Source organism: Paenarthrobacter sp. TAF1 (genome assembly GCF_052113825.1).
GTDB lineage: Bacteria > Actinomycetota > Actinomycetes > Actinomycetales > Micrococcaceae > Arthrobacter > Arthrobacter nicotinovorans.
Genome location: NZ_JBFRDO010000014.1, coordinates 1 through 24,802 on the forward strand (window position 1 = coordinate 1; position 24,802 = coordinate 24,802).

Sequence of the window (24,802 nt, forward strand, 5' to 3'; positions counted from 1 at the left end):
GGGGGCTTCTTTCCAGGGGGCTTCTTTCCAGATGACGGGGGTGCCTTCTGGGCCACCGGGTGTGGTGGCGGGGCAGTCGAGGGCGTCGCAGCCGGGGTCTTTGGTGTCGGGTCCGTCGGCACGGCAGTGGGTATCGGCCATGTACTGGTTGGGGTCCTCGGCGGCCGGGGACGCTCCAGGCCTCGGCTCAGATTTGCCGGTCTCGGGGTTGAAGATAAATGTGGCCCCGACGGTCAGTGCCGTCTCACCACGGCCGACACTTAGTTGGCGTCCGTCGTCGTTTGAAGAATGCGCGGGAGCCGGGGTTGCCCAGATAGCCGAGAGGACCAGGAGAAGAACCCCAACGCGAAGGATCTTCACCATCAACCAACAATCAAGCCGTTGTTAATGACTCTCCACGTACCACTCCTGAATTCCAGAAAAACCGCCTCGGCGATGTTCGATGCCGGTGTAGATTCCCTGCCCTCAGTGCCGTCGGGGTTGAGGTAGTGAATTTCTTCTTGAATGACCTGGGCTCTGGCCTCTTGGGTACTTGCCCCTGCGGTCCAGATGATGTCGACGGCTGGAACGGAAATTTGCCCGCCAACCATCCATCTTCCGTCCGAGTGGTTGCCCTCAAGAGCTCTCTTATAAGCGGCTGCGAGCGTGTTGGAGGTATCGGTGGTCTGTAGCCATGGACCCAGGTCACCGGTCTCAGTGGCATAAGAGTACGTCGCGTACCAATACCGAATAAACGCCTCCAGCCCCGCCTTGGAGTTCTCCTTCGCCAACTCGGGCATCACAGGCACCGGCACGTTCTGCGCTTTCCCCTTCGCATCCGCCGGCTTGTACGCACCCGACGAAGGCGGAGCAGCCGAAGCAACAGGCGACGAAACACTTGAGGTGGGCGACGCCGTCGTCGTGTGTGTTTCCGAGTTGCCCGCAGTGGGTGACCCGCCCTGGCAGCCGCTGAGAAGCACCGCTGCAACAACGACGATTGCCGCCGTTCGCGCACGGAGAGGCAACAAAGCGGCATACGTAAGGCGTGGCATGGCGAGCTCCCCAGCTGCTGTTTCAGGTGATGTGTCGGCCAGTCTAGGCAGGGTTCCCAGTCGCCTCCCAGCCTGGAAACGGGCCTTGTGGATAACTCGTCTCTGGCCTCGGGGCGATGGCCGAAGTATTCTTGGCCTGCCAGCTTGTCATCGCACGCATCTTTTTGGGGGAATTCATGGTCGCCATCGAACGTTCACGCCTGTCCTTTTCCGGCCGCCTGGCAGCAGCTGCCGGTCTCGTCGCAATGCTGACGCTCAGCGCCTGCTCCTCACCATCGCCGGCAGCTCAAAACACCCCGGCGGCGTCCGAAACCCCCGCCGCGGAAGTGGGTTCAAGCTCCGCTTCCGCCAGCGCGCCCAGCCCGGACGGCTCGGCAGGAACCGACGGTGTATACGGCCAATTCACCTCAATGTCAGAGGCTTGCCTGTCTGTCAGCGCCACCATGCTGAGCGTCACCATTCTCCCCCTGGCAGCCATGACCGGCGGAAATGCTGAGGACATCCAGAAGGCCAAGGATGAGTTGTCGAAAATGCAGGGCAAGGTGCCGGAAGAGCTGAAGCCGTCGTTCGAGAAACTGCGGGCCTTCACTGAGTCCGCGGGGTCGGATTTCAGCAAGTACGGCGATGGCCAGTTCGAGGAACTCATGAAGCCCATCCAGACGTGGACAGAGAAGAACTGCTCCTAGGGCACCGCCGCGCGCACCCCTTGTCTCCAAAGCGTCGTAGCTAGACGCTAGGGTGGTACTCAAGAGAAGGGGAGTGCTCCATGGAAGTCCAGAACGTGCAGCCGGATCCTGTGCCTGGGGGCGAGATTCCCGGTACCGGACGCACCATCATCTCCGAGGCCGCGGTGGCGAAGGTGGCAGGTATCGCCGCCCGCACAGTGCCCGGTGTCTACTCTCTTGGTTCAGGTCCTTCCCGCGCTCTTGGCGCGATCCGTGACGCTGTCGGCAGTTCAGACCACGCAGCGGGCGTCCGCGCCGAGGTGGGCGAAACCCAAGTGGCAGTGGACATCACCTTGGTTGCCCTCTACGGCCATCCTTTGCATGGCGTCGCCAATCAGGTCCGGGCGGCGGTGTACCGCGCTGTCGAAGAACTGGTTGGCCTTCAGGTGATCGAAGTGAACATAGAGATTACCGACGTTTTCATCGCGCCGCCGGCAAAACAGCCCGGGGCCAAGACCGTCGTGGTGGAAAGGGAGGCACTCCAGTGAGCATGACCGTAGTGGGAATCGCGATCGGAGCCTTCGTGGCGTTCATGTCGTTCTCGTTCGGGCTGTGGGGTTTCCTCATCTCACTGCTTTTCATGGGAATCGGAGCGTTGTTGGGGCGGGCCGCCGAAGGGAAACTGGATCTTAGAAGTGTCCTTGACGCCATTACGGGCCGGCGCTCTTCGTCATGAGCGTGGCTGAGGCTGTGGAGTACACCACCACCAGCCTGGCCGGCCATAACCGGATCAGTACCCAGGCTTTGACTTCCCTGGCCCGCGCCGCTGCCGCCGAGGCGCTCGGCGTTGAGGCCAGCGACATCCGCGCGGATTGGGCGGACGACGACGGCCTGCTGGCTTTGTCGATTGTCGCACCCATCAGCGTCCCGGCTTTGACGGAAGTGCTCCGGGATCCCAGGCGTGTCCAAGGTTTCGGGGGCTCCATCTGGGATCGCACCGTAGCTGCCAAATCCAGAGTCCTCGAGACGGTGACCCGGCTCAGTGGTTCCCAGCTGAGCAGGGTGGATATCAGGATCAGTGGGGCCCAGGTCAGGGAGGGAGGCCGCGTTCAATGACACAGGACCAGGAAACCGGGAAGTTCATGGCCGTGGGCCTGGACAACGACGCCGCGCCGGTGGCGGGGGAGGACCCGGCGATGAGCCGTATCCTCCGTCGCGAGACCCATTCATCACGGGCCGGCGCCGCCGTCATTGCTGCGGTGCTCGTCATTATTCTCTGCGTATACGCGTTGCTGGAAGCCGGAGTCCGTGCGGTCGGCCAGCCTCCTTGGTTGGTTGATCCCACCACTGCTGCCGAACGCATCATCGCCCTACCTGAGGGCATTTCACCCCTCCTGCTGGGAGCGAGCGGTGCCGTGGTCGCCATGGTGGGGCTGTTCTTCCTGCTCCACGCAGTGCTGCCTGGCAGGCGGGCCCGCCATCTGCTCCGGGACCCGCGGACCGCCGTCGTGGTTGACGACGAAGTCCTGGCCTCCGCACTTGCCCGTCGTGCCCGGATGGCAGCGAACGTTACCCAGGAGCAGGTGATGGTGGTGGTTTCCCGACAGACAGTGGTGGTCAATGTGCGGCCAACATCCGGGAGCCGCGTGAGCCACGACGCCGTACTCGCGGCTGTGCAGGCTGAACTTGAGGAGATGTCGCCGGTTCCCATGCCCACGGTCCGGGTCAACCTGGCGTCGTCGGGGGTGATTGGGGCGTGAACGGAACACCCCGGGCACTCAACCGCGTCTTGCTCTTCATCATCGGGATCAAACTCTTGGCGGTGGGTCTTCTGCTCCTGCTGCTGGCGACTGTCCCTGCAGTGGCCGCCTGGTGGCATGGATGGGCTGCCGGCGTCTGGGCCGGAGCTGAGAATGCCTTCCGGCAGACGCGGTTTCCCGGACGCGAAGAGAGCTGGCTGTGGATTGTGGCGGGTGTGGTCCTGGTGGCCCTCATCGTCGCCATGATTGCGTGGCTGTCACAGCAGGGCAAAGGACGGGCCAACCTCCTGGTCGCCAGTGATGATGACAGCAATGTCGACGGCGAAGTCAGGATTGGCGGTGGCGTCGCCGAACAGGCACTGAGGGCTGCGTTGACGGAAAGAACCGACCTTGCCGGGGTGTCAGTGGCAACCTATGAGTTCAAGGGTCAACCGGGTCTGCGGATACGCATCCAACCGCGCCAGGGCGTGGCACCCCACCTCCTGGCTGCGGAGGTCTCACAACTGGTCGAAGCACTGGACCTCGTCATCGGACAGAAGACGCCGGTGCTGGTGCACATGGTCTCGGGGGCGCGCTCAAGATTCACGAAAGCCGAACGGGTGCGCTGACGTTGCGGAATTCCGCTGCTGCAAATAGTTTGAAGCCAGAGGGGAAACCTCCTTTGATGCGCAAAGCCACAACCTGACAGAGGAGATCGACATGACTGAGGAAAACACCGGAGCCGACGCCGTGAATGATGGAGTGTCGAACGCGAAGAACGCCGCAGGCGACGCACTCGAAAATGCCAAGGAATTCGCTGGTGACGCTGTGGAGAATGCCAAGGAATTCGCTGGTGAAGCCGCAGAGAACGTGAAGGAGTTCTTCTCCGGTGACGTTGGAGAGAATGCCAAGGAATTGGCCGGTGACGTCGCGGAGAAGTCAAAGGAAATTGCCGGTGACGTAGCCGAAAACGTGAAGGACCTCGGCGCTAAGATTGCCGGACTGTTCAAGGACGGCAAGCAGCAGTAGTTTTTGCCATCGGAGGACAGGAGACAGCAGTGGCAGGATCAATGGCGCCGGAAATTTCCGTGGAAGCGATTCTCGCGGAGCTTGCTGCCTTGGAGGATCCCCGCGCCCGCGAGGTCAATGAGAAGCACGGCGACGATCACGGGGTGAATCTCAGCAAGCTTCGTGCTGTAGCCAAGAGGCTCAAAATCCAGCAGGATCTGTCCCGCGAACTGTGGTCCACGGGCGACACCGCTGCGCGTCTTCTGTCACTTCTGATCTGCCGTCCCAAGGACTTCGGAAAGAACGAACTCGACGCCATGCTCCGGGAAGCCAAGCGACCCAAAGTACATGACTGGTTCGTCAATTACGTCATCAAGAAAAGCCCGTTTGCTGAGGATTTGAGGGTGGCATGGTTTGCCGACCCTGATCCTGTGGTGTCCAGTGCTGGCTGGGCACTGACCGCCGAACGTGTGGTCAAACGCCCCGAAGGCCTGGACCTCGGAAAACTGCTGGACATTATCGAAGCGGAAATGAAGGACGCCCCGGACCGCCTGCAGTGGTCAATGAATAACTGTCTGGCGCAAATTGGGATTGAACACCCGGAGTACCGTCCGCGTGCTCTGGACATCGGCGAGCGGTTGGAAGTGCTGAAGGACTATCCAACGCCACCCAACTGCACTTCTCCGTTCGCCCTGGCCTGGATCAATGAAATGGTCAGGCGCCAAGCCGGAAACTAATGCCCGGGCAGCTTCGGGTGCCTATGCCGCGGATGTCTTGTCCCTGCGCTTCTGGGCGATGTAGAGGACAAGGGCGGCGACAACCAGGATCGCGGCAGCAATGCCTACGGCCAGGGGAGCGTTGTCATCGTTGGGTTTGACCTGTTCCGGTGTGGTTTCAGTCGCCGGGGCAGGGGTGCTGGACGGCGAAGTCGCTTCGGGCGTCGGCGATGGTGTCGCGGTGCGGGCTTGGGCAGGGTTTTGGACGGTGATGGTCTCCCTGGCCGGAAACACCGCTTCCGCGGCGACGTGTGCCTGCGCCGGAGCTGCGGCGACCGCAGGGGAAAGGACGACGGCGGCAATCACCAAGCGGATGCGCAGGAGTCGCGTTGTAAAGAGTTTCATCGAAGTGTTCTGCAATTCTGCTGGTCGGCCAGGGACAGGTAGGCGCCTAAGCCGCTCCCGGGCGTCGGCCCGGGGCACTCCGGGGCAATGGCAACGGGCCGCTTGGCGGGTGGTCAGCTATTTCACGGCATCGGCCACGAGCTGACGAAATTGTGCCTCGGTGTCCAGGGTGAGCATCTCACCGTTGAGGAAGAACGTCGGTGTTCCTTTCACTCCCAGGGTTGTACCGTCAGCGATGTCCTTCTTGATCCGTTCCTTGGTCTTGTCGTCCGCCACAGCAGCGTCGTACGCGCTCAGATCGAGGCCCAGTTCCCCGGCGAAAGTGCGGAACAGGGGTGCTTGGGACTCCGTCTTCTCGCCCCACTGCGCCTGGGTTTCGAACAATCTTGCGTACATTTGCTCATATTTGCCCTGCTGGGCGGCTGCTTCTACAGCGAGGGCTGCCGTGGCCGAATTGCGGTGTGCCGGCAATGGGAAGTAGCGGTGGACGAAGGTGACGCGGTCTCCGAATTCCTTCTTCAGTTCCTCGACCACCGGCTGCGCGGCGAGGCAGGCTTCGCACTCGAAGTCCAGGAACTCCACCAGTTGTGCCTTTTCGACAGCCGGTGAGGTGACTCGATGGCTGTCGTCACGGACCACTTGGGCTTCAGCAGCAGGCGTAGGTTCTGTCGGAGCGGGTTTGTTCAGCGTAAATACGGTGTACCAGATCACTCCAACGGCGACGAGGACAGCCAGCAGGACCCAGATGAATACCCGGACCTTCTTTCCCTTGTCCATGGGCTGGGGCAGTGTTTTGCTGTGCGTCATCAGTGGTGGATGCTTTCCTGGTCGCGGTGGGATGCTGGTTCGATCTGGAAGGTGGAATGTTCGACGCTGATGTCGAAGTCCTGGGCGAGGCATGCCTGCAGCTGAGCGAGGATGCCGGCCGCGTGGCCGTCGGTCATACAGCTGTCTTCCACTGCAACGTGCGCCGAGAGCACCGGAGTTCCGGAGGCCACAAGCGAAGCATGAAGGTCGTGAACATCGATGACGTGCGGGAGAGCCAGGATGTGGTCGCGCACCTTGGCCAGGTCCAGTCCTTCGGGAGTGGATTCCATCAGCACGTTCACGGTGTCGCGGAGCAGCTTCAGGGTCCGCGGGATGATCAGGACGCCGATGATCAAGGACACGACGGCGTCGGCCTGAAGCCAGCCGGTGACGGCTATGACGATGGCCGCCGTGATGACCGCTACCGATCCGAGGGCGTCGTTGAGGACCTCAAGAAAGGCGGCCTTCATGTTGAAGTTGTGGTTCCGGCCGGAGGCCAGAATTACCAGGCCTACGGCGTTGCCGGCCAGGCCAATGACGCCGAACCAGAGCATCGTGGACCCGCCGATTTCGGGTGGTTCGAAGAGCCTGCGGATGCCCTCGACGATGACGAAGCCGCCGACGGCGAGCAGCAATGCCGCCTGTCCGGCCGCGGCGATGATCTCGGCGCGCTTATAGCCCCAGGTCCGTTTCAGCGTGGCGGGCTTCATGGCCAGCGACGCGGCGACGAGGGCTATCAGCAGCCCGGCGGAATCGGTGAACATGTGCCCGGCATCCGCCAGGAGCGCCAGGCTCCCGGTAAGTGCGGAGCCGATGATTTCGGCAATCATCACGGTGAAGGTGATGGCGAAGACCGTGATGAGTTTGCTGCGCCGAACCGATGCTTCGGAAGCGTGATCGTGCCCGTGGCCGCTCATGCCCGGGCCTGCCGGACGGCGGGCAGGACAGCAGCACCATCCACTATCAAACCCGCCACACCAGTGGCGATCAGGAACGGCAGTCCCGGGGAAATGGCCGGGCTGCCTCCTGCAAGTGCGGCTTTCAAAGTCACGATGGCTCCTAGGTGCTGATCCCCGGCCCGGCTCCCTCAGCCCGGGGCCGGGAGGTGCCAGGCATTCCGGCACCACTCCAGAATATATGTAGAGTTGTTCAGACGTTAATTCGTGGCCATGCCAAGCACGGCCGGACTCCTGTGTCCGTCATCCTTTCGACGGCCGCTTAAGGCAAGACAAATGCGACGCATTCGCAGGTAGGGGTAGTCTTGATGGATGACTGGAACAGCACGGGCACGGCAGGCGACGCCCCGTCGGGCCGGCAGCGATTGCGCAGTCCGTGTGGTCGACGCCGACCGGGTCGAGGAGGTCAGGGCACGGATGCCTGCCGAGTCGGACGTGAACGATCTGGCCGTGATCTTCGGGCTGCTTTCGGACCCGGGCCGGGTGCGGATCCTCATTGCCCTCCTCGATGGGGAAATGTGCGTGTGCGATCTTGCTGCCACCACCGGGCTGAGCGAATCAGGAGTCTCCCATGCGCTGCGGCTGCTGCGCGGACCGCGTGTAGTGCAGGTCCGTCGGGCCGGCCGGATGGCGTATTACTCCCTGGCGGATTCGCATGTGCGGATGTTGCTCGACCTCGGGCTCACGCACGTCGGACACGCGGGCCAGGACAGGCTTCAAGCGGTCAGCAACGGCTAAACACCAACCCGGTACACGGCGCGTTCACCAAGTGGGCGTGCTGAGATGGGCGAGCCTGGAATCGAGGGCCCCGTCTGGCTTCCCTCGCTGCCACCCTCGCTGGGTGAGTACCTCGCGCCGAACCTTCAGCCGGTTCCGCTGATTCCAGCCATGACACTGCTGGCGGCGGTGTTCTACCTCGCCGGTGCCATCAGCCTCTGGCGCAAGGGCCGGCACTGGTCGCCGGTCAGGACGGCGTCGTTCCTGCTCGGCTGCTTGGCCATTATCGTTGTGATGGGCGCCGGGATCGAGGGCTACGGACTGCGGATGTTCTCCGTCTTCATGTTCCAACAGCTGACCCTGATGATGGCCGTGCCTCCGCTGCTGGTCATCGGCTCTCCGGGCACCTTGCTGTTGCGGGCAACCCCTCATGGCCGCTTCGGCCGGCCCGTCTTGAGGATGGCCATGTGGGGGCTGCGTTCACGCTGGGGCAGATTGGCCATCCACCCGGCTTTCATGGTGCCCCTGTTCCTGCTGAGCTTCTACGGCGTCTATTTTTCCGGCCTCGCGGACCTGCTGCTGCCGAATTGGTACGGGCATGTGGGGCTGGAACTGCTGTTCCTCGCTGCGGGCGTCCTGTTCACGGTGCCGCTGATCTCGGCAGACCCGCTGCCCACGCGGCAGACGCACTTCGGGCGCATGCTCGACATCTTTGCCGAGATGCCGCTGCACGCCTTTTTCGGCGTGGTCATCATGATGGCAACGGCTCCGATGGTTAAATTCTTCGCCACCCCACCGGCAAGTTGGTGCCTCGACCCCATGGCGGACCAGGGCATGGCCGGAGGCTTGGCCTGGTCATACGGGGAACTGCCGGGAGTGCTGCTGCTCATGTTCATTCTGGTGCGCTGGCAGCGGGACGAGGCCCGAGGGTGGGTTACGGCTGCCCGTAAGTCCGCCGTGGCCGGGGACCCTGAGCTGGACGCCTACAACGAATATCTGCAGCAACTGGCCAACCGTCCGATCCGCCGGAACTGAAGGAGCGCCGGCGAAGAACAGGGCATTCAGCCCCTGTTGCGGTGCATCATCCGGTAGGTGAGCTCTGCGAGGAGTTCCTCGTCGGAAAGATGTGAGGCCCGGGCGACGGGTGCCGCGGGAACGGCAATGCGGGGTGGTCCTTGCCTTGAGTCGTCCCCGGAGCGCATGTCGTCCGGCGTGATCATGTCCGGTGCGAAGTTCGATTTGCCCTTGAGGACTTCGGACACCGATCCTGCACGCCACCCCAGGGCGTGCTCGAGTTTGCGTTGGTTGATTTCCTGCGTGCGTCGCGTGCCCGACTCCAGTGTCCGCACTGTCTTGATGGCGGTTCCTGCTTGTTTGGCCAGCTGCACCTGACTGAGACCTTGCGCGAGACGCTCTTCCTTGATGAGCCGTCCAATGGTCTGCAGTGCTTCGAGTTCATCCACGCTTCCCACTGTTCCATAGGCAATAGTGGGCAATCAAATCGACTCCAGGCCGCGGCCATCCCAAAACGCATCCATGTCGGCGGAAAGACCCCCGTTACCAGGGTGGTGAGCGTGAATAATCAGGCTACTTTGTATCGTTGTGGTCACGACGCGTGTAAGCGCTTGCATTTTGCTTCATCCCGTGACTATTGTGAGCCTCACCACATCAACCGCACCGCGGAAAAACCTGGTCCACTCACCGAGGAGTTCCCAGCATGAAATCCAAAAAGTTCCTGCTTCCGGCAGCTGTAGCCGGAGTCCTGGCTCTGTCCCTGACCGCCTGTGGTGGCGGCGGGGGTGGCGGCGGCACCAGTTCCGGAGGTGCCAGCGGCGACGCAGCCAACAACCTTGACGGCCGCGGGCCGATCACCTACGTCCAGGGCAAGGACAACAGCAACGTTGTCCGGCCCCTCATCGAAAAGTGGAACGCCGCCCATCCGGACGAGAAAGTAACGTTCAAGGAGCAGTCGGACCAGGCCGACCAGCAGCACGATGACCTGGTCCAGAACTTCCAGGCCAAGAACGCCAACTACGACGTCATGAGCGTCGACCTCATCTGGGTTGCTGAGTTCGCTGCCAAGGGCTGGCTGCAGCCGCTCAAGGACAAGACCGCAATCTCCACGGACGGGATGCTCGAGTCCACCGTCAAGAGCGCCACCTACAACAACACCCTCTATGCAGCCCCCCAGAGTTCGGATGGCGGCATCCTCTACTACCGTGGTGACCTTGTTCCCAACCCGCCCAAGACCTGGGACGAGATGATGGGAATGTGCGAGATCGCCAAGCAGAACAACATCGGCTGCTACGCAGGCCAGTTCCAGAAGTATGAGGGCCTGACGGTCAACGCTGCTGAAGCCATCAACTCGGCAGGCGGCAAGATCGTTGATGATTCCGGCAAGGCTGCCGTGAACTCCAGCGAAGCCAAGGCCGGCCTCACCAACCTGGTGAACGCCTACAAGGATGGCAACATCCCCACCGAAGCAATCACCTTCCAGGAAGAGCAGGGACGCCAGGCCTTCGAAGCCGGCAAGCTGCTGTTCCACCGCAACTGGCCGTACGTGTACAACCTGGCCAAGACCGACGGTTCCTCCACTGTGAAGGACACGTTCAAGATGGCACCCCTCCCGGGCAAGGACGGCCCCGGTGCCTCCTCGCTTGGTGGCCACAACATCGCCATGAGCGTCTACTCCAAGAACAAGGCAACTGTTGCGGACTTCATCAAGTACATCACCAGCGAGGAAACCCAGCGCTTCTACGCTACCCAGGGTTCGCTGGCCCCGGTCCTGACCAAGCTGTATGACGATCAGGAACTCGTGACCAAGCTGCCGTACCTCCCGGTGCTGAAGACGTCCATCGAGAACGCGGTTCCGCGTCCCGTGACGCCGTTCTACCCCGCCGTCACCAAGGCTGTGCAGGACAACGCCTACGCTGCCCTCAAGGGAGAGAAGACCGTGGATGCGGCAATCTCCGACATGCAAGCGGCTATTGAGTCGGCCGGAGCTAAGTAACCACCCGGGCTACAGTCCGGCTGCCTGTCCCTGAGGGGCGGGCAGCCGGACTGCCGGCCACGGCCTTCTCCCTGACAGGAGTCTTGACATGTCAACAGAACTACAAAAACCAGACGCGACGGCGACTTCCGGACACACGATGCCCAGTCGCGAAAGCGCCGACCGGAAGCAGCTTACGCAGGGCCGTTGGGCATACACCCTCCTGGCGCCGTCGCTCATCCTGCTGGCGATCGTCATCATCTACCCGGTGCTCAACGCCATCATCATGTCCTTCCAGAAGGACTCCGGCCTCGACCCGGCCACGGGGTTCTTCTCCGAGGGCGGCCCGGCCGGCTTTGAAAACTACACGCACTGGCTGCTGCAGCAATGCACGGCCCCCGGCGGCGGCTCGCTGGCCTGCCCTCCGGGCACACTCGGAGCCCAGTTCTGGGACTCCATGGGCACTACCTTCTTCTTCACGGTGGTTACCGTGGCCTTCGAGACCGTTCTTGGCTTCTGGATGGCAATCATCATGGCCCGCGCCTTCCGCGGACGCAGCCTGATCCGCGCAGCCGTCCTGGTTCCGTGGGCCATCCCGACGGCCGTTACCGCCAAGCTCTGGTTCTTCATCTTCGCCTTCGAAGGCATCGCCAACAAGCTGTTCGGTACCCAGATCCTGTGGACCGGCTCGGAATGGCCGGCCAAGTGGGCCATCATCATTGCCGACGTCTGGAAGACCACGCCGTTCATGGCCCTCCTGATCCTGGCGGGCCTGCAGCTGATTCCGGACGAAGTCTACGAAGCCGCCAAGGTTGACGGCGCGTCCACCTGGCAGCGGTTCCGCCTGATCACCCTGCCGCTGGTGAAGCCGGCGCTGATGGTGGCCATCCTGTTCCGTGTCCTCGACGCACTGCGCATGTACGATCTCCCCGCCATCATGACCCAGGGCGCGAACGGCACCACCACGCTGTCCATCCTTGTTGTCCAACAAATCAGGCAAGGGTTCAATACAGCGGCGGCGCTATCGACCATTACATTCCTGGTGATCTTCCTCGTGGCGTTTATCTTCGTCCGCTTCCTCGGGGCGAATGCCGTGGACGCGGCCACATCTTCCGGAAAGGCCAAGTGAGATGAGCACAGCCACAGCTTCGAAGACCTCCGCCGACTCCGTGGAACGGCCCAAACGGCCCTTCAACTGGGGGTCGCTGCGCACCTACATCAGCGCTGCCATCATCCTCGTCTGGTGCATGGCACCCTTCTACTGGATGTTGGTCACCGCTTTCCGCGACGTCGGATACACGTTCGACACCACGCCGTTCTTCACCCACTTCACGTGGGACAACTTCGCGACGGTGTTCGATGAGAGCCTTGGCAACCACTTCGGCCGCAACCTGTTGAACAGCCTGATCGTTGGCGCCGTGACGACAGTCGTAGCGTTGCTGGTCGGTGTGTTTGCGGCCTACGCCCTGGCCCGGTTGAATTTCCGGTTCAAGTTCGTGGTCCTCGGCTTCATCCTGGGCGCATCGATGTTCCCCGGCGTTGCCTTGGTTACCCCGCTGTTCCAGTTGTTCACCAACATCGGCTGGTTCGGCACCTACCAGGCGCTGATCATTCCGAACATTTCCTTCGTTCTCCCGCTCACGGTCTACACGCTGACCTCCTTCTTCCGCGAGATGCCGTGGGAGCTCGAAGAAGCCGCAAGGATCGATGGCTGCACGCAGGGACAGGCGTTCCGGAAAGTGATCCTTCCGCTGGCAGCCCCGGCAACGTTCACCACGGCGATCCTGGCGTTCATTGCCTCCTGGAACGAATTCCTCATCGCTAGCCAGTTGTCGAATGACGCCACCAAGACCGTCACGGTAGCCATCGCGTACTTTGCCGGTGCGCAGCCGCACCAGGAACCGTACACAGCCGTTATGGCCGCAGGTACCGTGGTGACCATTCCGCTGGTTGTCCTTGTGCTGATCTTCCAGCGCAAGATCGTGGCCGGCCTTACGGCAGGCGCTGTCAAGTGACAAGTTACGGAAATCGACGTCGGGAGTCCCCCGCAGCGAAGCCCGACCCGGGCACCAAACGGGTACGGTCCGCAGAGGACTTCGACATCATCATCGGGTTCCTCGCCTTCTGGGGCCTGGTGCTCCTGGTGGCCACCATCTCGATGGAGGTCACCGGCCAGCCCGCCCTCGGCTGGGCGTTGGGGCTCCTGGCCGTTGTCCTCGCCCTCTGGGGAATGCTCCGCTTGCGGCGCAAGCTACCGCGCCGTACGACACGGCGGATTGGTTGAGGCGGCCCATGGAGAACACCAGTACCTGACCGGCGTCGCAATAACTTGTGCGAAATCGGCGAACAGCAGGCAGGCGGAATAGGCTGGAAGGTGCCGTCCGGGAACGAGCCCTCGGCTTTCGGCATGCACCAAAAAAGGGGGCTTGAGTGGCAAAGACGAACGAGCGGTCCCAACGCGGCGGCCACACCGGCGTCAGCATCGAGGACGTTGCCGCAGCAGCGGGAGTCTCGACGGCGACCGTCTCCCGTGCAGTGCGGGGACTGCCGCGGGTATCTCCCGCAACCCGCGAGAAGATCCTCGAAGTAGCAAGTTCATTGGGATATGTGGCGTCGTCGTCGGCCTCCGGGCTGGCGACGGGCCGCACCCGGACCATAGGCGTCCTGGCGCCCTTCGTCAGCCGGTGGTTCTTCTCCAAAGCCATCGAAGGCGCCGACCGTGAGCTGCACTCAAGGAAATACAACCTCTCCTTGTTCAATCTCGGTGGCCACGGCAGCAACTGTGAACGCCTCTTCAGTTCCACCATGGTGTACAAGCAGATCGACGCCCTGCTGGTGCTCTGCATGTCCTTGACTGAGGACGAACTGGAGCACCTCCACAAGATCGACATTCCGTTGGTGGTGGTGGGTGGCCACGTCGAGGACTGCCCTTACATCGGCATCAATGACTACGACGCCGCATCCACCGCCGTGAAGCACCTGCTGGATCTGGGACACAAGGACATTGCCCTGCTGCACGGCGATGACGAAACGGATCTGAACTTCGACGTCCCCCGGGTGCGGATCCAGGCGTTCCAGGAAGTCATGTCCGACGCCGGGCTGGAAGTCCGCCCTGAGTGGGACCAGTGGGGTGACTTCACCGTCGCCAGCGGGCAGCAGGCCTTCAACCGGCTGTGGAGCCAGCCCGGCCGGAAACCGACCGCGATCTTCTGTTCCTCCGATGAGATGGCGATGGGCGTGATTTTTGAAGCCGGCCGCCACGGGGTGAGGGTCCCGGAGGACCTCTCCGTGATCGGCATCGATGACCACGATTTCTCGTCCTCGCTGGGCCTGACCACAGTCGGCCAGCGCCCGGACAACCAAGCCGAACTTGCGACCAAGATGCTGTTGGACGAACTCGACGGCAACGTCGGAGCGGTGCACTCCGCCGTGGCTCCCCACCAGTTGATTGTCCGCGAGACTACAGCGCCGCCGAACGGGAAATTCACCAACAGCCCCAACTAAGGACGCAGGAGCCCGCACAAGCGGGAGCCTGGAAACCGTGAAGCTATGAAGCGCGCGCCAACTGCCGGATGGGAATCCAGCGGGAAGCCAGGCGCCGGTACGCGGCCGCGGCGCCTGTCATGTCGCCTTCGGCCAGGCACTCGATGCCCAAGCGGACATCCATGGGGGAGTCGTCCGGGTACACCTTGTCTGCAACGGCGCCGTAATCGAGCTCCACCATCGACTGGACGTGGAACAGCTCAAGCCACTCAGTGAGCTGCGTCAGGTCATCCAGCATGTCCAGGTCCGGAGCGGCCAGCGCCAGATGGGCCACGGAAAACCGGGCCCTTTCCAAGGCTTCAGTCAGTGGGGTCCATACCCGCACCGTCAGGATGCGGCCGTCGGATTCGACGACGTCTTTGCGGTCCGATTCGGCAAACAGCGAGAACCAGCTGAACGGGATACCCCAGGTTGAGGCCCGGGTGTGGACGCGTTTGGCGTCTTCGCGGGCGTTGATCCGGTCGATCCGCATCTGGTGTTTGTCCCTTTGCGAAACCGGAATGAGCAGGTCGGCCAGCGGACTGTGGACTCCGTCCATGAGCGCGTTGGCCGCCAAGCCGGCCCGAATCACCAGTTGGCTGGGGCAGTAAAGCAGCCGTCCGGCGTCGTCCTCATCATTGCCGGGAGCGGCGTGCCGTCCCATGGGGACCCGCGTCATGCGGACCAGATCGGTGCGGCCGGTGGGGAACGGATCGCCGCCGGAGCGGGTGATGCGTCCCAGCGAGGCCTGGAGCTCCGCATTTTCGACGGCGGCCCGGGAACCTGCCTTGCTGCCCTCCGCCACAAGCTGGCGCTGCTGCTCGGGAGGGAACGCCTCAAGCGGCTCGTAAATGCGCAGCGACGAAGAGAACGGCAGTCCCGCCTGGCCCCGGTACAGACTACCCGCCATGTCCAGCCACCCCTTTCGTCAATGAGTCATCAGGTGCAGTGCTCAGTCGGCGAGCTCCACGATCACGGGAGCGTGATCCGAGGCGCCCTTCCCCTTGCGTTCCTCGCGGTCAATGGACGCACCCGTGACGCGGGAAGCCAGTGCCGGGGAGGCCAGGCAGAAGTCGATCCGCATGCCCTCCTTCTTGGGGAACCGCAGCTGCGTGTAGTCCCAGTACGTGTAGACCCCCGGCCCCGGCGTATAGGGACGTGCGACGTCGGTAAATCCGGCGGTTTCGAACGCGTGGAACGCTGCGCGCTCGGGTTCGCTGACGTGCGTGTAGTTGTTGTCGCGGAAAAGCTGGATGTCCCAGACGTCGTCGTCGAACGGGGCGATGTTCCAGTCACCCATGAGGGCGATCTGCGCGTTGGGGTCGGCCTTGACCCATTCGGCGGCCTGGTCCCGCAGGACTTCGAGCCACTTGATCTTGTAGGGCATGTGTTCGTCGTCCAGGGAGCGGCCGTTCGGAACGTAGAGGCTCCAGACGCGGATTCCGCCGCAGGTGGCAGCGATCGCGCGGGCTTCCTGGGCGGGGTCCTTGCCGGCTTTGCCGAAGGCAGGCTGGTCCACGAAGGTGCGCTCAACGTCTTCCAGGCCCACACGGGAGGCAATGGCCACGCCGTTCCACTGGTTCACGCCGAAGTGCGCTACCTCGTATCCCATGCGTTCAAAGAGTTCCCAAGGGAAGTTCTCGTCCTTGCACTTGGTCTCCTGGATGGCCAGGACATCGCAGTCGCTGCGCTCAAGCCACGCTTCAACACGGTCGGCTCGGGCACGGAGGGAGTTCACATTCCAGGTAGCTATCTTCACAGCCACTAACTTACCGAACTTGGGGCTGAGCGCATCCCCCTACGGCTTTTTACCGCGCCGAAGCTAGTGGCCATACAGCGGCTGGGTGTTGGCCAGCTTGCGGAGACCGATGCCCGAAGCGATCAGGAGCAGGCCGGTCACAATGGCGAAAGCTGCGAGCATTCCCATCAGGCCGAGGAGCCCGATGCCCGGATTGACCAGGACCACAATTCCGAACACCGTGGTGATGAGGCCGGTGAGCAGCCATAGTCCCCAGCTGCGGATGAAACTGCGGGCGGCAAGGGCCAGGATGATCTGCGAGATCCCCAGTACCAGGGCCCACAAGCCGATGATCACGCCAATGACGGCAGCGGTAATGCCGGGCCAGGCGATGGCCAGGATGCCGGCGGCGATGGAGATGAATCCACCCACAACGCTCCAGCGTGAGCGGCCGGCGGGGTCGTAGAAGTAGTGGGCCACGCTGGTGATGCCGTCGATGATGGCGAAGAAGCCGAACACCACCACCACTGCAAACGCCGTGGCGCTGGGCAAGACCAGGACCAGCAGTCCGAAAACGATGGCGAGGGCTCCCCGGACCAACAAAGCTGTCCCTGGAGTTGTGAACATTCTGCGACCCGTTGTGTCCGACATATGGTCAGCGTAACCAACCGTGTGCCTTTACCGCATCCCCTCGCGCCGGATGGCTGTTGCGATGGCTGCTGCACGCGTCTCGACACCTAGTTTGGCGTAGATGTGTGCCAGGTGTGTTTTGACCGTGGCCTCGGAGATGAAGAGGCGTTTTCCGAGGTCCCGGTTGCTGAGTCCCTCGGTCAGCAGGCTGAGCAGCTCAGCTTCCCTCGGAGTAAGGATGTCATCCGGATTCCGCATTTGCTGGAACAGCCGTGAGGCGACCGGTGCACTCATCACGCTCTTGCCCTGCACAGCACCACGGACGGCTGCGAAGATTTCCTCCGGCGCGGCATCCTTGAGCAGGTACCCCATGGCTCCGGCGTCCACGGCGCGGACGATGTCGGCGTCGGAGTCGTAGGTGGTGAACACGATCACCGCTTGCTGCGGGTTGCGTTGCCGGAGCTGCTTGATGGCTTCGATGCCGTCCATCCCGGCTCCCATGGCCAGATCCATCAGCACAACCGCCGGCGAGTGCACCCGGGCCGCTTCCAGAGCGTCTTCGCCGGAGGAGGCTTCACCGACGACGGCGATATCCGCCTGGGTGCCCAACAGCGCCTTGAGTCCGCTCCGGACCACGGTGTGGTCGTCAACGAGCAGAACGGAAATGGCGGTCACAGGCCCTCCTTGGACGACCGGGCAGGCTGGCTGAGCGGCAGCTGCGCCGCGATGATGGTGCCTTCACCCGGCGAGCTCTCCACTGACAATTCTCCACCCAGCTGCTCAACCCGTTGCCGCATGGCCCGCAGGCCGTACCCTCCGGTTTCCGACGGCGCAGGTACCGCTGCGGGATCAAAGCCGCGTCCGTCGTCGTACACGTCCAAGGTGACCGACTCCGGGAGGTACCCGAGCGTCACGCTGGAGTGGTCCGCGTGCGCGTGGAGCTTGATGTTGGCCGCTGCGCTTTGGGTCACCCGGATCAGGGCATGGCGGACCTCTGCGGGGAGCGGCCGTTCATCGCCGGTGACGTGGACCTGGATGGTATCCACATATTGGCTCGCGGCGTGTTGCAGGGCTTCCGGAAGCGGGCCTGATTCGAGGCCCGGCGCGGAAAGTTCGTGCACCAGGCTGCGGGTGTCGGCGAGGTTCCGCCTCAACAGGCCGGACGCCTTGGCAACGTCCCGCTGGGCCGAACCATCCGGCCAGGAGCGCTGCGCCGCCTCCAGCAGAAGCAGGCTGCTTGCCAGGCCCTGGGTCACGGTGTCGTGGATTTCCCGGGAGACGCGCTCGCGTTCGGTGGCGATCCCGGCCTGCCGTTCGGTGGCGGCCAACTGCTCCTGGTCGCGTTCGATCTTGTCGTAGATCAAGGTCAGGAGGGCCCCTGCGGCGAGCGGGCCAAGCAGCATGGCAACGTCCGTCCAGCCGCTCATCCGGAAGAGCCCGACGGCGGTGGCCGCTGCGGTCACGCTGCTGGCTGCGTATCCGGCCCAGCCGCGAAAAGCCCTGCGAGCCAGGAAGAAGATGGCGAACGAGCACCACGCAAAGCTCGGAGCCACGATCACCAGGGCGGCCCATGCTGCCACAAGGGCGATCATCCACGGGATCCAGTGGCTGCCCCGGGCCGGGCGTCGATGTGCCAGGAGGGCGGTGACGGTGTAGAGCCCGCACACTGCCGCCGCCAAAGCCACCGTCCACAGGTTGTCCGCGGGGGAGTGCCGCATGACGTACCGGACCCCGGAGGCCACCATCAGCACGGCGAAGCCCACGTGCACCACGGCATCGATGCGGCCGTCGAAGCGGCTGCTGGGCCCTGGCTGTGGAGGAGCAGTTGGCATGGATTGTTCCCGGTTCCGTTCCTGGCTGTGGCGGCTTCTTGCTGTGGTGGGCGATCTTTCCATGCTAGGTCCCGGGCGGTTATTGGTCTCTCCACCTTTTGGCTGATACAGCGTGCGGAAAGGATGAGCCCGGGGCCTGCTTCGGGCCGATGTGGCAACGGGGCCGTCCGGGAAGCATGGATGTGTACCCGGAATGTCCATGCAGTCCCGAAGGAGAACCCCCGTGAAGAAGTCCAACAAGATGATTGCCGCCGCTGCTGCCGGAGCGCTGTTGCTCACCGGCGGAATCACGGCTGTGGCCAACGCCGTGGCACCTGTCGCGGCACCTGAGGCCGCGCCTGCAAAGGTTGCCGCGGATGTGCAGCCTGCCCCCGAGAACGTCGTGGCGCAGAACCGCATCACCGTGGGCGCTTCCAGCAAAGCCGTGAATGCCGCACTGGCCAAGTGCCAGGCGGACAAGCTGCCATTCGTTACCGTCGCCTTGGTGGACCGCTTCGGCACCGTCCAGGCGGTCCTCCGCGGTGACAACGCCGCCGAGCACACCATCGAAGCTGCCAAGCAGAAGGCCTACACGGCTGCCGCGTTCGGTGCTCCCACGAGCGAGCTGGCCAAGCGCATCAACGGCAACGGTCCCTCGATCGCCGACCTCCCCGGCACACTGTTCCTGGCCGGTGGAGTTCCGCTGAAGGTCAACGGCGTTTCTGTTGCCGGCATCGGTGTTGGCGGCGCTCCCGACGGTGCCCTCGACGAGGCCTGCGCCACCGCCGGTGCAGAAGCCCTGGCCGCAGCGGCGAAGTAGCCTCGACCCATGACCACCCGCGCCCGCTTTTTTGTACACGTGATGCCCTTATGGGAGCGTCTTAAGGGCGATATCTGGACAAAAACTCGGGTGGTGGGGGCGGGGTTGGTGCTGGTCGGGCTCGTGGCCGGGTGCGCGCCGTCGTCGCCCGGGCCGTCAACCACACAGAGCTCGACGGCGGCCGCCTCACCTTCCGGCGCCTCACCTTCCGGCGCCTCACCTTCCGACCAAGCGCCGACCCAGGCAACCCCCACCTCAGCCGAACCATCAGGCGCCGTTCCCGGCCCGGCGTCGTCGGCTGCCGTGCCGCCCACACTGACACCGGAGGCCCAAATGGAAACCGACCGACTCCTGATCCTCGCCGCGAAGGCCAACGACGTTGCGAAGGTGAGGGAGCTGATCGCGGCCGGCGGAAACGTGAACGCCAAGGACGACATCCAAGACTCCGCGTTCCTGTATGCCGGCGCGGAGGGCTTCAACGAAGTCCTGGAGCTGACCTTGGCTGCAGGGGCGGACGTGCGCAGCACCAACCGCTACGGCGGCACCGCCCTGATCCCCGCGAGCGAACACGGACACACGGAGACAGTGAGGATCCTCATCGCCGCCGGTGTGCCCGTGGACCACGTCAACAACCTGGGCTGGACCGCTATCCAGGAAGCCATCCTGCTCAACAACGGCGGCCCCAAGCAGCAGGACGTGGTCCGGCAACTCCTCGCGGCCGGAGCCAACCCGGACATCCGCGATCCACAAGGCCGAACCGCCCTGCAAAATGCAGAGCGGCTCGGGTTTACGGAGATCGCGGCAATGATCAGGTCCCGCTGACGTAGATGGGCTAGACGGCTTCCAGCACGCTCACATAGTTGGCGATGCCCACGCCGCCCATGTTCTGGACGGCTCCGCGACGGGCGTTGGGCAACTGCATGTCGCCGGCGGTTCCGCTGAGCTGCATAGCGGCGATGACATGCTGCGACACACCGGTGGCGCCAACCGGATGGCCCTTCGCTTTCAGGCCGCCGGAGACGTTGATGGGGAGCTTGCCGTCCTTGTAGACCCAACCCTCCGTGACGGCCCGGGATCCTTCACCGCGGGGAGCCAGGCCCATGGCCTCGTACATGATGAGCTCGGCGATGGTGAAGCAGTCGTGAACCTCGGCGAAGTCCAGCCCCTCAATGCCGACCCCGGCCATGGCGAAGGCGCGCTCCCACGACGCCCGGGTGGCAGCGAATTCGGTGGGATCGCGGCGTTCTGCGGGGAAGAAATCGTTGGCGTGGCCGAAACCGGCCAGGCGCACGGGAACAGTTACGCCCCCGGTCGACGACGTTGAAAGCACGACGGCGGCAGCTCCGTCCGAGACCGGCGAACAGTCGGTGCGGCGCAAGGGTTCGGCCACCATGGGGTTCTTGTCCGAAATGGTCCGGCAGAATTCCTCGCCGAAGTCGCGGTGCATCTGGGCGTAAGGGTTGTCCATGCCGTTGCGGTGGTTCTTGGCGGCGATGGAACCCAGGACATCGCCGAGGCCTTGGACACCGGGACCGGTGATGCCCGCGCCGTAGCGCTTGTCATAATGCTTGGCGACCTCCGCGAAGAGGCCCGTGAATCCGGTGCTGGAGGCTTTACCAGCCATTTCGTAGGAAGCGCCGAGCAGCGCTGCTCCCACGACGTCGGCTCCGGCGTCGGTCATTTTCTCCGCACCGATCACCAGCACGTTCCGGGCAGTTCCGGCCAGCACGGCTTTGACGCCTTGCTGGAAGGCGGCGGAACCGGAAGCGCAGGCGTTCTCCGTCCGGGTCGCGGGGACGTTGGCCAGGTCCGCGGAGAGCTGGAGCGCCAGGGATGACGTGAAACCCAGCGGCTGCATGCCGGAGTTGAACTGGCCGAGGTAGATCTCGTCGATGTCCTTGGGGTCCAGCCCGGAGTTGCTGATGGCCTCCCCGGCCACCTGGACGATCAGGGATTCCAGAGTCTCATCGGTCAGCTTCCCGAACTTGCTGTGGCCCCATCCCGTGAGCAGGATGTCTTTGCCGAACTGGTCTTTGAGGCTCATGCGTTGGCTCCTTCGAGGGTGTGTTCAACAGAGGCGAGCGCTACCGCGAACCCGGCCCCGGTCTTTTCGCGGAGCTCTTCCACGGTGGCGCCCGGGGCGAGTCGGGTCAGCAGCAGGCGGGTGCCGCCGTCGTGCGTCTCTTCGATGTCGAAAACGGCGAGGTCCGTGATGATCCGGTCCACGCAGCGCAGTCCCGTGAGGGGGAGGGTGCATTCGGTGACGATCTTGGCCGAACCGTCCTTGGCGTTGTGCTCGGTCAGGACCACGACGCGTGGGGTCCCGGCCACCAGGTCCATGGCACCGCCCATGCCCTTCACCATCTTGCCGGGGATGGTCCAGTTGGCGAGGTCGCCGCTGCCGGACACCTGCATGGCGCCAAGGATGGCTACCTTCACGTGCCCGCCACGGATCATGCCGAATGACGTTGCAGAGTCGAAGATGCTCCCGCCGGGGGTGATGGTGACTGTTTGCTTGCCTGCGTTGATAAGGTCGGCGTCTTCCTCGCCCTCATAAGGGAACGGACCCATGCCGAGCAGCCCGTTCTCGCTCTGGAGGACTACCCGCACGCCATCGGGCAGGTTGTTGGCCACCAGCGTGGGAATGCCGATGCCGAGGTTGACGTAGTCGCCGTCGTTCAGTTCTTCTGCCGCAATCGCGGCCATCTGGTCTCGTGTCCAAGCCATGGTTTGCTCCTTCTGCTTCAGACCGTGAGGGGTTCGGTGTGGTGCGCTTCAGCACGCTGGCGGACTGTGCGCTGTTCGATGTCCTTGACCCTGTTGCTTGCCTGGACAAGCCGTTGGACGTAGACGCCCGGGGTGACAATGTGGTTGGGGTCCAGCTCGCCCGGTTCCACGATGACCTCGGCCTCGGCAATAGTTACGGTGCCTGCCGTGGCCACCACCGGGTTGAAGTTCCGTGCGGTGTAGCGGTAAATCAGGTTGCCGTCCGTGTCAGCGGTGTGGGCGTGGACCAGTGCGACGTCGGCGGTGATGGCGCGCTCGCGGACGTACGTGACGCCGTCGAACTCTTCCAGCGGCTTGCCTTCGGCAACCAGGGTGCCCACGCCCGTCCGCGTGTAGAAAGCGGGAATGCCGGCGCCGCCGGCACGAAGGCGTTCGGCCAGGGTGCCTTGCGGGGTGAACTCGACCTCCAGCTGGCCGGCCAAATACTGCTCGGCGAAGAGCTTGTTCTCGCCCACGTAGGATGCGATGACCTTCCGGACCTGGCCCGCCTCGATCAGCACGCCCAGTCCCTTGCCGTCCACGCCCATGTTGTTGGAAACAATGGTCAGATCCTTGGCGCCCGACGCGCGAACGGCGTCGATCAGGTCGGCGGGGATGCCGCTGAGGCCAAAACCTCCGACGGCGATGGTCAAGCCGTCTGCCATCAGGTCATGGAGCGCTTGGGCTGCGCTCGCGTGGATCTTGGACATGGTGGACTCCTCGTTGAGTGATATTGAGTGTTGTTGAGTGGCATCCACTTTGTGGACATTGTGGTCTTTCCTTGGAGCCTAGGTTTCTTGGGGGGGCGGGTCAACGCTCCCTCCCATTGGCTACTCACCCTATGGACGCTATGGTGGATGGTGTCCATATTGTGGATGAAATCTTCGGGAGGCCACTATGGCGGTACAGGGAGCGCAAGTGGTGGGGCGCGTAGCGCTGCTGCTTCGGCTGGTGGGACGGAAGCCCGAGGGCACCTCGTTGGCGGGTTTGGTTCGTGAATCCGGGCTGACCCGGCCAACTGTGCACCGGCTACTGACCTCGCTGGCTGCGGAGGGCCTGCTGGAACACGATTCAAGCTCCGGTAAGTGGGTGTTGGGGCCGGAAGTCTTCCTGTTGGGGTCGGTGGCGGCGGCCCGTTTTCCCATGGAAGACATTGCCCGCCCGTCATTGCGCCGCTTGGCAGCCGAAACCGGGGAGAGCGCGTTCTTCTCCATCCGCCGGGGCAATGAAACAGTGTGCGTGCTGCGTGAAGAAGGTTCGTTCCCTGTGAGGTCGTTCGTGCTGCACGAGGGCGTCCGCTTTCCGCTGGGCATCGCTTCGGCAGGAACGGCGATCATGGCTTTCCTGCCTCTTGAGGAGCAAGAGTCCCTCCTGGCGGATTGGCCGGCACATGCGGGCGACTTCGCTTCCGGACACCCCGCGGACATGGTGCGGGACAACCTGGAGCAGACCCGTTTGACCGGCTACTCCGTGAATCCCGGACTGATTCTTGAAGGCAGCTGGGGCATGGGGGCTGCGGTGTTTGACCCGCAGGGCCGGCCGGCGTGGGCTTTGTCCCTGACGGGGATCGAGCCACGGTTCCGCCCTGACCGGCAGGAGTTCCTGGGCAAGCTGCTGCTCGAGGAAGCGCACCGGATGACGGCGCGGTTACAGGGCGCCTAGTTGGATGGTTTTCAGCGCAGGTCCAGGCGCATGAGCACCCGGGGGAAACCGTTGAGCACGGACGTCGTCTCGGCCACCTTCTTGAAGCCGGCCTTCTCGAAGAGCTTTCGCGTACCCACATAAGCCATGGTCAGGTCCACTTTGCCGCCCTGGTTGTCCACGGGATAGCCCTCAATGAACGGGGCGCCATGGCTCTTGGCGAATTCGATGGCTCCGCGCAGCAACTCGTGGGAGATGCCCTTGCCGCGATGCCCGGGCCGCACACGGATGCACCACACGGACCACACCTTGGCATCGTCCACCTGCGGGATCTTTCGGTTCGTCGCGAAACTGGTGTCCGCGCGCGGGTGCACCGCTGCCCACCCAACTACTTCGTCGCCGTCGTACGCCAACACCCCGGGAGGCGGGTCTTCGGCGACCAGCTTCTCGACGTACTTTCCGCGCTCCTGTCTTTGGAGGCTTTGGTTCAGCCTGGACGGGATCCTGTAACTCAGGCACCAGCACACGTTGGAATCGGGGCGCTTGGGACCGACCATGGTCTTCACGTCATCGAACACCGTCGCCGGTCTCACCTCGATAGCCATGCCGCCCATCCTGTCACCCGGGCCGGTGGTGGGCAACGGACGACGGCGGGTGGACGGGTTTTGGGGCGACGGCGGGAAATATGCCAGGGCTGCCGCGAGGCTCAGGTAGGCTTGCGGTCGTGATGACCGGATCGGGCTTCTGCCCTGCACGGATCGGCTACCCGGCCGACCTCTGACGCGCCAGCGTGCTCCGCCTTGTGGATCGATGACCCAGCAACCCATCGAAACGAACCCAC

At 63.5% G+C, this 24,802-nt stretch carries 33 protein-coding genes and 1 pseudogene; 18 read left to right on the top strand and 16 right to left on the bottom strand.

The window, feature by feature from the left end; genetic code table 11:
* Together AB4Y81_RS16225 and AB4Y81_RS16230 are read right to left on the bottom strand one after the other, a co-directional pair.
* A pseudogene (locus tag AB4Y81_RS16225) lies at positions 1-363 on the bottom strand (hypothetical protein); the annotation flags it as partial.
* Entirely contained in the window at positions 363-1,031 is a 669-nt protein-coding gene (locus AB4Y81_RS16230; protein WP_039239387.1) for a DUF6318 family protein, read from the bottom strand. The pseudogene AB4Y81_RS16225 and the gene AB4Y81_RS16230, both read right to left, overlap by 1 nt.
* Before the next feature lie 116 nt (positions 1,032-1,147).
* Here AB4Y81_RS16230 and AB4Y81_RS16235 point away from each other — a divergent pair, with 116 nt between their 5' ends.
* The 8 genes from AB4Y81_RS16235 (at position 1,148) to AB4Y81_RS16270 (ending at position 5,180) form a co-directional block, all read left to right on the top strand.
* Entirely contained in the window at positions 1,148-1,717 is a 570-nt protein-coding gene (locus AB4Y81_RS16235) for a hypothetical protein (protein WP_039239388.1), read from the top strand.
* 80 nt (positions 1,718-1,797) lie between these two features.
* The gene (locus AB4Y81_RS16240; RefSeq protein ID WP_018779542.1) at positions 1,798-2,244 is read left to right on the top strand and encodes an Asp23/Gls24 family envelope stress response protein; all 447 of its coding nucleotides are present in this window, start codon (positions 1,798-1,800) and stop codon (positions 2,242-2,244) included.
* On the top strand, positions 2,241-2,432 hold the full coding sequence (locus AB4Y81_RS16245; RefSeq protein WP_018779541.1) for a DUF2273 domain-containing protein: 192 nt from the start codon (positions 2,241-2,243) through the stop codon (positions 2,430-2,432). The genes AB4Y81_RS16240 and AB4Y81_RS16245 overlap by 4 nt, the downstream gene beginning before the upstream one ends.
* Positions 2,429-2,812, top strand: coding sequence for a hypothetical protein (locus AB4Y81_RS16250; RefSeq protein ID WP_018779540.1), 384 nt, complete (start codon positions 2,429-2,431; stop codon positions 2,810-2,812). The genes AB4Y81_RS16245 and AB4Y81_RS16250 overlap by 4 nt, the downstream gene beginning before the upstream one ends.
* Positions 2,809-3,456, top strand: a complete 648-nt coding sequence (locus AB4Y81_RS16255) for a DUF6286 domain-containing protein (RefSeq protein WP_018779539.1) — start codon at positions 2,809-2,811, stop codon at positions 3,454-3,456. The genes AB4Y81_RS16250 and AB4Y81_RS16255 overlap by 4 nt, the downstream gene beginning before the upstream one ends.
* A complete protein-coding gene (locus tag AB4Y81_RS16260; protein WP_018779538.1) occupies positions 3,453-4,064 on the top strand; it encodes a hypothetical protein in 612 nt (203 codons plus the stop codon). The genes AB4Y81_RS16255 and AB4Y81_RS16260 overlap by 4 nt, the downstream gene beginning before the upstream one ends.
* A 91-nt stretch (positions 4,065-4,155) precedes the next feature.
* A complete protein-coding gene (locus AB4Y81_RS16265) occupies positions 4,156-4,464 on the top strand; it encodes a hypothetical protein (RefSeq protein WP_441996261.1) in 309 nt (102 codons plus the stop codon).
* A 41-nt stretch (positions 4,465-4,505) separates the two neighbouring features.
* Entirely contained in the window at positions 4,506-5,180 is a 675-nt protein-coding gene (locus AB4Y81_RS16270; protein ID WP_441996293.1) for a DNA alkylation repair protein, read from the top strand.
* Between the two features lie 21 nt (positions 5,181-5,201).
* Here the strand turns inward: AB4Y81_RS16270 and AB4Y81_RS16275 are convergent, their stop codons facing one another.
* The 4 genes from AB4Y81_RS16275 to AB4Y81_RS16290 form a co-directional block, all read right to left on the bottom strand.
* Positions 5,202-5,564 carry a hypothetical protein gene (locus AB4Y81_RS16275; protein WP_441996262.1) on the bottom strand — a complete coding sequence of 121 codons (363 nt, stop codon included), beginning with the start codon at positions 5,562-5,564 and terminating at the stop codon, positions 5,202-5,204.
* A 117-nt stretch (positions 5,565-5,681) separates the two neighbouring features.
* A complete protein-coding gene (locus AB4Y81_RS16280) occupies positions 5,682-6,371 on the bottom strand; it encodes a DsbA family protein (protein ID WP_441996263.1) in 690 nt (229 codons plus the stop codon).
* Positions 6,371-7,288, bottom strand: coding sequence for a cation diffusion facilitator family transporter (locus tag AB4Y81_RS16285; RefSeq protein WP_441996264.1), 918 nt, complete (start codon positions 7,286-7,288; stop codon positions 6,371-6,373). The genes AB4Y81_RS16280 and AB4Y81_RS16285 overlap by 1 nt, the downstream gene beginning before the upstream one ends.
* Entirely contained in the window at positions 7,285-7,422 is a 138-nt protein-coding gene (locus AB4Y81_RS16290) for a hypothetical protein (RefSeq protein ID WP_441996265.1), read from the bottom strand. Before AB4Y81_RS16290 ends, AB4Y81_RS16285 begins: the two co-directional genes overlap by 4 nt.
* Positions 7,423-7,639: 217 nt before the next feature.
* Here AB4Y81_RS16290 and AB4Y81_RS16295 point away from each other — a divergent pair, with 217 nt between their 5' ends.
* Positions 7,640-8,065, top strand: coding sequence for an ArsR/SmtB family transcription factor (locus tag AB4Y81_RS16295; protein ID WP_035734213.1), 426 nt, complete (start codon positions 7,640-7,642; stop codon positions 8,063-8,065).
* A 45-nt stretch (positions 8,066-8,110) separates the two neighbouring features.
* Positions 8,111-9,079, top strand: a complete 969-nt coding sequence (locus AB4Y81_RS16300) for a cytochrome c oxidase assembly protein (RefSeq protein ID WP_441996266.1) — start codon at positions 8,111-8,113, stop codon at positions 9,077-9,079.
* 26 nt (positions 9,080-9,105) lie between these two features.
* Here AB4Y81_RS16300 and AB4Y81_RS16305 read toward each other — a convergent pair whose 3' ends face one another.
* The gene (locus tag AB4Y81_RS16305; RefSeq protein ID WP_026267420.1) at positions 9,106-9,507 is read right to left on the bottom strand and encodes a helix-turn-helix domain-containing protein; all 402 of its coding nucleotides are present in this window, start codon (positions 9,505-9,507) and stop codon (positions 9,106-9,108) included.
* 254 nt (positions 9,508-9,761) lie between these two features.
* Between AB4Y81_RS16305 and AB4Y81_RS16310 the strand changes: the two genes are divergently transcribed.
* The 5 genes from AB4Y81_RS16310 to AB4Y81_RS16330 all read left to right on the top strand — a co-directional run bounded on the left by AB4Y81_RS16310 (position 9,762) and on the right by AB4Y81_RS16330 (position 14,537).
* On the top strand, positions 9,762-11,054 hold the full coding sequence (locus tag AB4Y81_RS16310) for an ABC transporter substrate-binding protein (protein WP_018779528.1): 1,293 nt from the start codon (positions 9,762-9,764) through the stop codon (positions 11,052-11,054).
* Between the two features lie 88 nt (positions 11,055-11,142).
* Positions 11,143-12,162 carry a carbohydrate ABC transporter permease gene (locus AB4Y81_RS16315; RefSeq protein WP_431230029.1) on the top strand — a complete coding sequence of 340 codons (1,020 nt, stop codon included), beginning with the start codon at positions 11,143-11,145 and terminating at the stop codon, positions 12,160-12,162.
* 1 nt (position 12,163) lies between these two features.
* Entirely contained in the window at positions 12,164-13,048 is an 885-nt protein-coding gene (locus AB4Y81_RS16320) for a carbohydrate ABC transporter permease (protein ID WP_018779526.1), read from the top strand.
* Positions 13,045-13,317, top strand: coding sequence for a hypothetical protein (locus tag AB4Y81_RS16325; RefSeq protein ID WP_018779525.1), 273 nt, complete (start codon positions 13,045-13,047; stop codon positions 13,315-13,317). Before AB4Y81_RS16320 ends, AB4Y81_RS16325 begins: the two co-directional genes overlap by 4 nt.
* A 146-nt stretch (positions 13,318-13,463) precedes the next feature.
* Positions 13,464-14,537: a LacI family DNA-binding transcriptional regulator gene (locus AB4Y81_RS16330; RefSeq protein ID WP_441996267.1), complete on the top strand. Its 1,074-nt coding sequence runs from the start codon at positions 13,464-13,466 to the stop codon at positions 14,535-14,537.
* Between the two features lie 43 nt (positions 14,538-14,580).
* On the opposite strand, the gene AB4Y81_RS16335 is transcribed toward AB4Y81_RS16330, so the two are convergent.
* The 5 genes from AB4Y81_RS16335 to AB4Y81_RS16355 form a co-directional block, all read right to left on the bottom strand.
* Complete coding sequence (locus AB4Y81_RS16335; protein ID WP_018779523.1) at positions 14,581-15,465, bottom strand: hypothetical protein; 885 nt, start codon at positions 15,463-15,465, stop codon at positions 14,581-14,583.
* 42 nt (positions 15,466-15,507) lie between these two features.
* Entirely contained in the window at positions 15,508-16,314 is an 807-nt protein-coding gene (locus AB4Y81_RS16340; RefSeq protein WP_026267418.1) for an exodeoxyribonuclease III, read from the bottom strand.
* A 63-nt stretch (positions 16,315-16,377) separates the two neighbouring features.
* Positions 16,378-16,944, bottom strand: a complete 567-nt coding sequence (locus tag AB4Y81_RS16345; RefSeq protein ID WP_026267417.1) for an HdeD family acid-resistance protein — start codon at positions 16,942-16,944, stop codon at positions 16,378-16,380.
* A 27-nt stretch (positions 16,945-16,971) separates the two neighbouring features.
* The gene (locus AB4Y81_RS16350) at positions 16,972-17,598 is read right to left on the bottom strand and encodes a response regulator (protein ID WP_018779520.1); all 627 of its coding nucleotides are present in this window, start codon (positions 17,596-17,598) and stop codon (positions 16,972-16,974) included.
* Entirely contained in the window at positions 17,595-18,755 is a 1,161-nt protein-coding gene (locus AB4Y81_RS16355) for a sensor histidine kinase (RefSeq protein WP_434327933.1), read from the bottom strand. Before AB4Y81_RS16355 ends, AB4Y81_RS16350 begins: the two co-directional genes overlap by 4 nt.
* Positions 18,756-18,978: 223 nt before the next feature.
* On the opposite strand from AB4Y81_RS16355, the gene AB4Y81_RS16360 reads away from it, so the two are divergent.
* Both AB4Y81_RS16360 and AB4Y81_RS16365 read left to right on the top strand, forming a co-directional pair.
* A complete protein-coding gene (locus AB4Y81_RS16360; RefSeq protein ID WP_179128474.1) occupies positions 18,979-19,554 on the top strand; it encodes a GlcG/HbpS family heme-binding protein in 576 nt (191 codons plus the stop codon).
* Positions 19,555-19,596: 42 nt separating this feature from the next.
* On the top strand, positions 19,597-20,376 hold the full coding sequence (locus AB4Y81_RS16365; RefSeq protein ID WP_441996294.1) for an ankyrin repeat domain-containing protein: 780 nt from the start codon (positions 19,597-19,599) through the stop codon (positions 20,374-20,376).
* A gap of 10 nt (positions 20,377-20,386) precedes the next feature.
* Here the strand turns inward: AB4Y81_RS16365 and AB4Y81_RS16370 are convergent, their stop codons facing one another.
* From AB4Y81_RS16370 to AB4Y81_RS16380, 3 genes are read right to left on the bottom strand one after another with little or no spacing between them, the layout of a single operon-like run.
* A complete protein-coding gene (locus tag AB4Y81_RS16370; RefSeq protein WP_441996268.1) occupies positions 20,387-21,598 on the bottom strand; it encodes an acetyl-CoA acetyltransferase in 1,212 nt (403 codons plus the stop codon).
* On the bottom strand, positions 21,595-22,281 hold the full coding sequence (locus AB4Y81_RS16375; protein WP_441996269.1) for a CoA transferase subunit B: 687 nt from the start codon (positions 22,279-22,281) through the stop codon (positions 21,595-21,597). The genes AB4Y81_RS16370 and AB4Y81_RS16375 overlap by 4 nt, the downstream gene beginning before the upstream one ends.
* 17 nt (positions 22,282-22,298) lie before the next feature.
* Positions 22,299-23,030 carry a CoA transferase subunit A gene (locus tag AB4Y81_RS16380; protein ID WP_306879205.1) on the bottom strand — a complete coding sequence of 244 codons (732 nt, stop codon included), beginning with the start codon at positions 23,028-23,030 and terminating at the stop codon, positions 22,299-22,301.
* A 187-nt stretch (positions 23,031-23,217) separates the two neighbouring features.
* On the opposite strand from AB4Y81_RS16380, the gene AB4Y81_RS16385 reads away from it, so the two are divergent.
* Positions 23,218-23,982: an IclR family transcriptional regulator gene (locus tag AB4Y81_RS16385; RefSeq protein ID WP_441996270.1), complete on the top strand. Its 765-nt coding sequence runs from the start codon at positions 23,218-23,220 to the stop codon at positions 23,980-23,982.
* An 11-nt stretch (positions 23,983-23,993) separates the two neighbouring features.
* Here the strand turns inward: AB4Y81_RS16385 and AB4Y81_RS16390 are convergent, their stop codons facing one another.
* Positions 23,994-24,566, bottom strand: a complete 573-nt coding sequence (locus AB4Y81_RS16390; RefSeq protein ID WP_018779512.1) for a GNAT family N-acetyltransferase — start codon at positions 24,564-24,566, stop codon at positions 23,994-23,996.
* Positions 24,567-24,802: the final 236 nt, after the last annotated feature.

Bases quoted from the DNA above. Each gene is read 5' to 3' on its own strand.
- AB4Y81_RS16230 (WP_039239387.1), bottom strand. From the start codon at position 1,031: ATGCCACGCCTTACGTATGCCGCTTTGTTGCCTCTCCGTGCGCGAACG.
- AB4Y81_RS16235 (WP_039239388.1), top strand. From the start codon at position 1,148: ATGGCCGAAGTATTCTTGGCCTGCCAGCTTGTCATCGCACGCATCTTT.
- AB4Y81_RS16240 (WP_018779542.1), top strand. From the start codon at position 1,798: ATGGAAGTCCAGAACGTGCAGCCGGATCCTGTGCCTGGGGGCGAGATT.
- AB4Y81_RS16250 (WP_018779540.1), top strand. From the start codon at position 2,429: ATGAGCGTGGCTGAGGCTGTGGAGTACACCACCACCAGCCTGGCCGGC.
- AB4Y81_RS16255 (WP_018779539.1), top strand. From the start codon at position 2,809: ATGACACAGGACCAGGAAACCGGGAAGTTCATGGCCGTGGGCCTGGAC.
- AB4Y81_RS16265 (WP_441996261.1), top strand. From the start codon at position 4,156: ATGACTGAGGAAAACACCGGAGCCGACGCCGTGAATGATGGAGTGTCG.
- AB4Y81_RS16270 (WP_441996293.1), top strand. From the start codon at position 4,506: ATGGCGCCGGAAATTTCCGTGGAAGCGATTCTCGCGGAGCTTGCTGCC.
- AB4Y81_RS16275 (WP_441996262.1), bottom strand. From the start codon at position 5,564: ATGAAACTCTTTACAACGCGACTCCTGCGCATCCGCTTGGTGATTGCC.
- AB4Y81_RS16280 (WP_441996263.1), bottom strand. From the start codon at position 6,371: ATGACGCACAGCAAAACACTGCCCCAGCCCATGGACAAGGGAAAGAAG.
- AB4Y81_RS16285 (WP_441996264.1), bottom strand. From the start codon at position 7,288: ATGAGCGGCCACGGGCACGATCACGCTTCCGAAGCATCGGTTCGGCGC.
- AB4Y81_RS16295 (WP_035734213.1), top strand. From the start codon at position 7,640: ATGACTGGAACAGCACGGGCACGGCAGGCGACGCCCCGTCGGGCCGGC.
- AB4Y81_RS16300 (WP_441996266.1), top strand. From the start codon at position 8,111: ATGGGCGAGCCTGGAATCGAGGGCCCCGTCTGGCTTCCCTCGCTGCCA.
- AB4Y81_RS16310 (WP_018779528.1), top strand. From the start codon at position 9,762: ATGAAATCCAAAAAGTTCCTGCTTCCGGCAGCTGTAGCCGGAGTCCTG.
- AB4Y81_RS16315 (WP_431230029.1), top strand. From the start codon at position 11,143: ATGTCAACAGAACTACAAAAACCAGACGCGACGGCGACTTCCGGACAC.
- AB4Y81_RS16320 (WP_018779526.1), top strand. From the start codon at position 12,164: ATGAGCACAGCCACAGCTTCGAAGACCTCCGCCGACTCCGTGGAACGG.
- AB4Y81_RS16335 (WP_018779523.1), bottom strand. From the start codon at position 15,465: ATGGCGGGTAGTCTGTACCGGGGCCAGGCGGGACTGCCGTTCTCTTCG.
- AB4Y81_RS16345 (WP_026267417.1), bottom strand. From the start codon at position 16,944: ATGTCGGACACAACGGGTCGCAGAATGTTCACAACTCCAGGGACAGCT.
- AB4Y81_RS16355 (WP_434327933.1), bottom strand. From the start codon at position 18,755: ATGCCAACTGCTCCTCCACAGCCAGGGCCCAGCAGCCGCTTCGACGGC.
- AB4Y81_RS16365 (WP_441996294.1), top strand. From the start codon at position 19,597: ATGCCCTTATGGGAGCGTCTTAAGGGCGATATCTGGACAAAAACTCGG.
- AB4Y81_RS16370 (WP_441996268.1), bottom strand. From the start codon at position 21,598: ATGAGCCTCAAAGACCAGTTCGGCAAAGACATCCTGCTCACGGGATGG.
- AB4Y81_RS16375 (WP_441996269.1), bottom strand. From the start codon at position 22,281: ATGGCTTGGACACGAGACCAGATGGCCGCGATTGCGGCAGAAGAACTG.
- AB4Y81_RS16380 (WP_306879205.1), bottom strand. From the start codon at position 23,030: ATGTCCAAGATCCACGCGAGCGCAGCCCAAGCGCTCCATGACCTGATG.
- AB4Y81_RS16385 (WP_441996270.1), top strand. From the start codon at position 23,218: ATGGCGGTACAGGGAGCGCAAGTGGTGGGGCGCGTAGCGCTGCTGCTT.
- AB4Y81_RS16390 (WP_018779512.1), bottom strand. From the start codon at position 24,566: ATGGCTATCGAGGTGAGACCGGCGACGGTGTTCGATGACGTGAAGACC.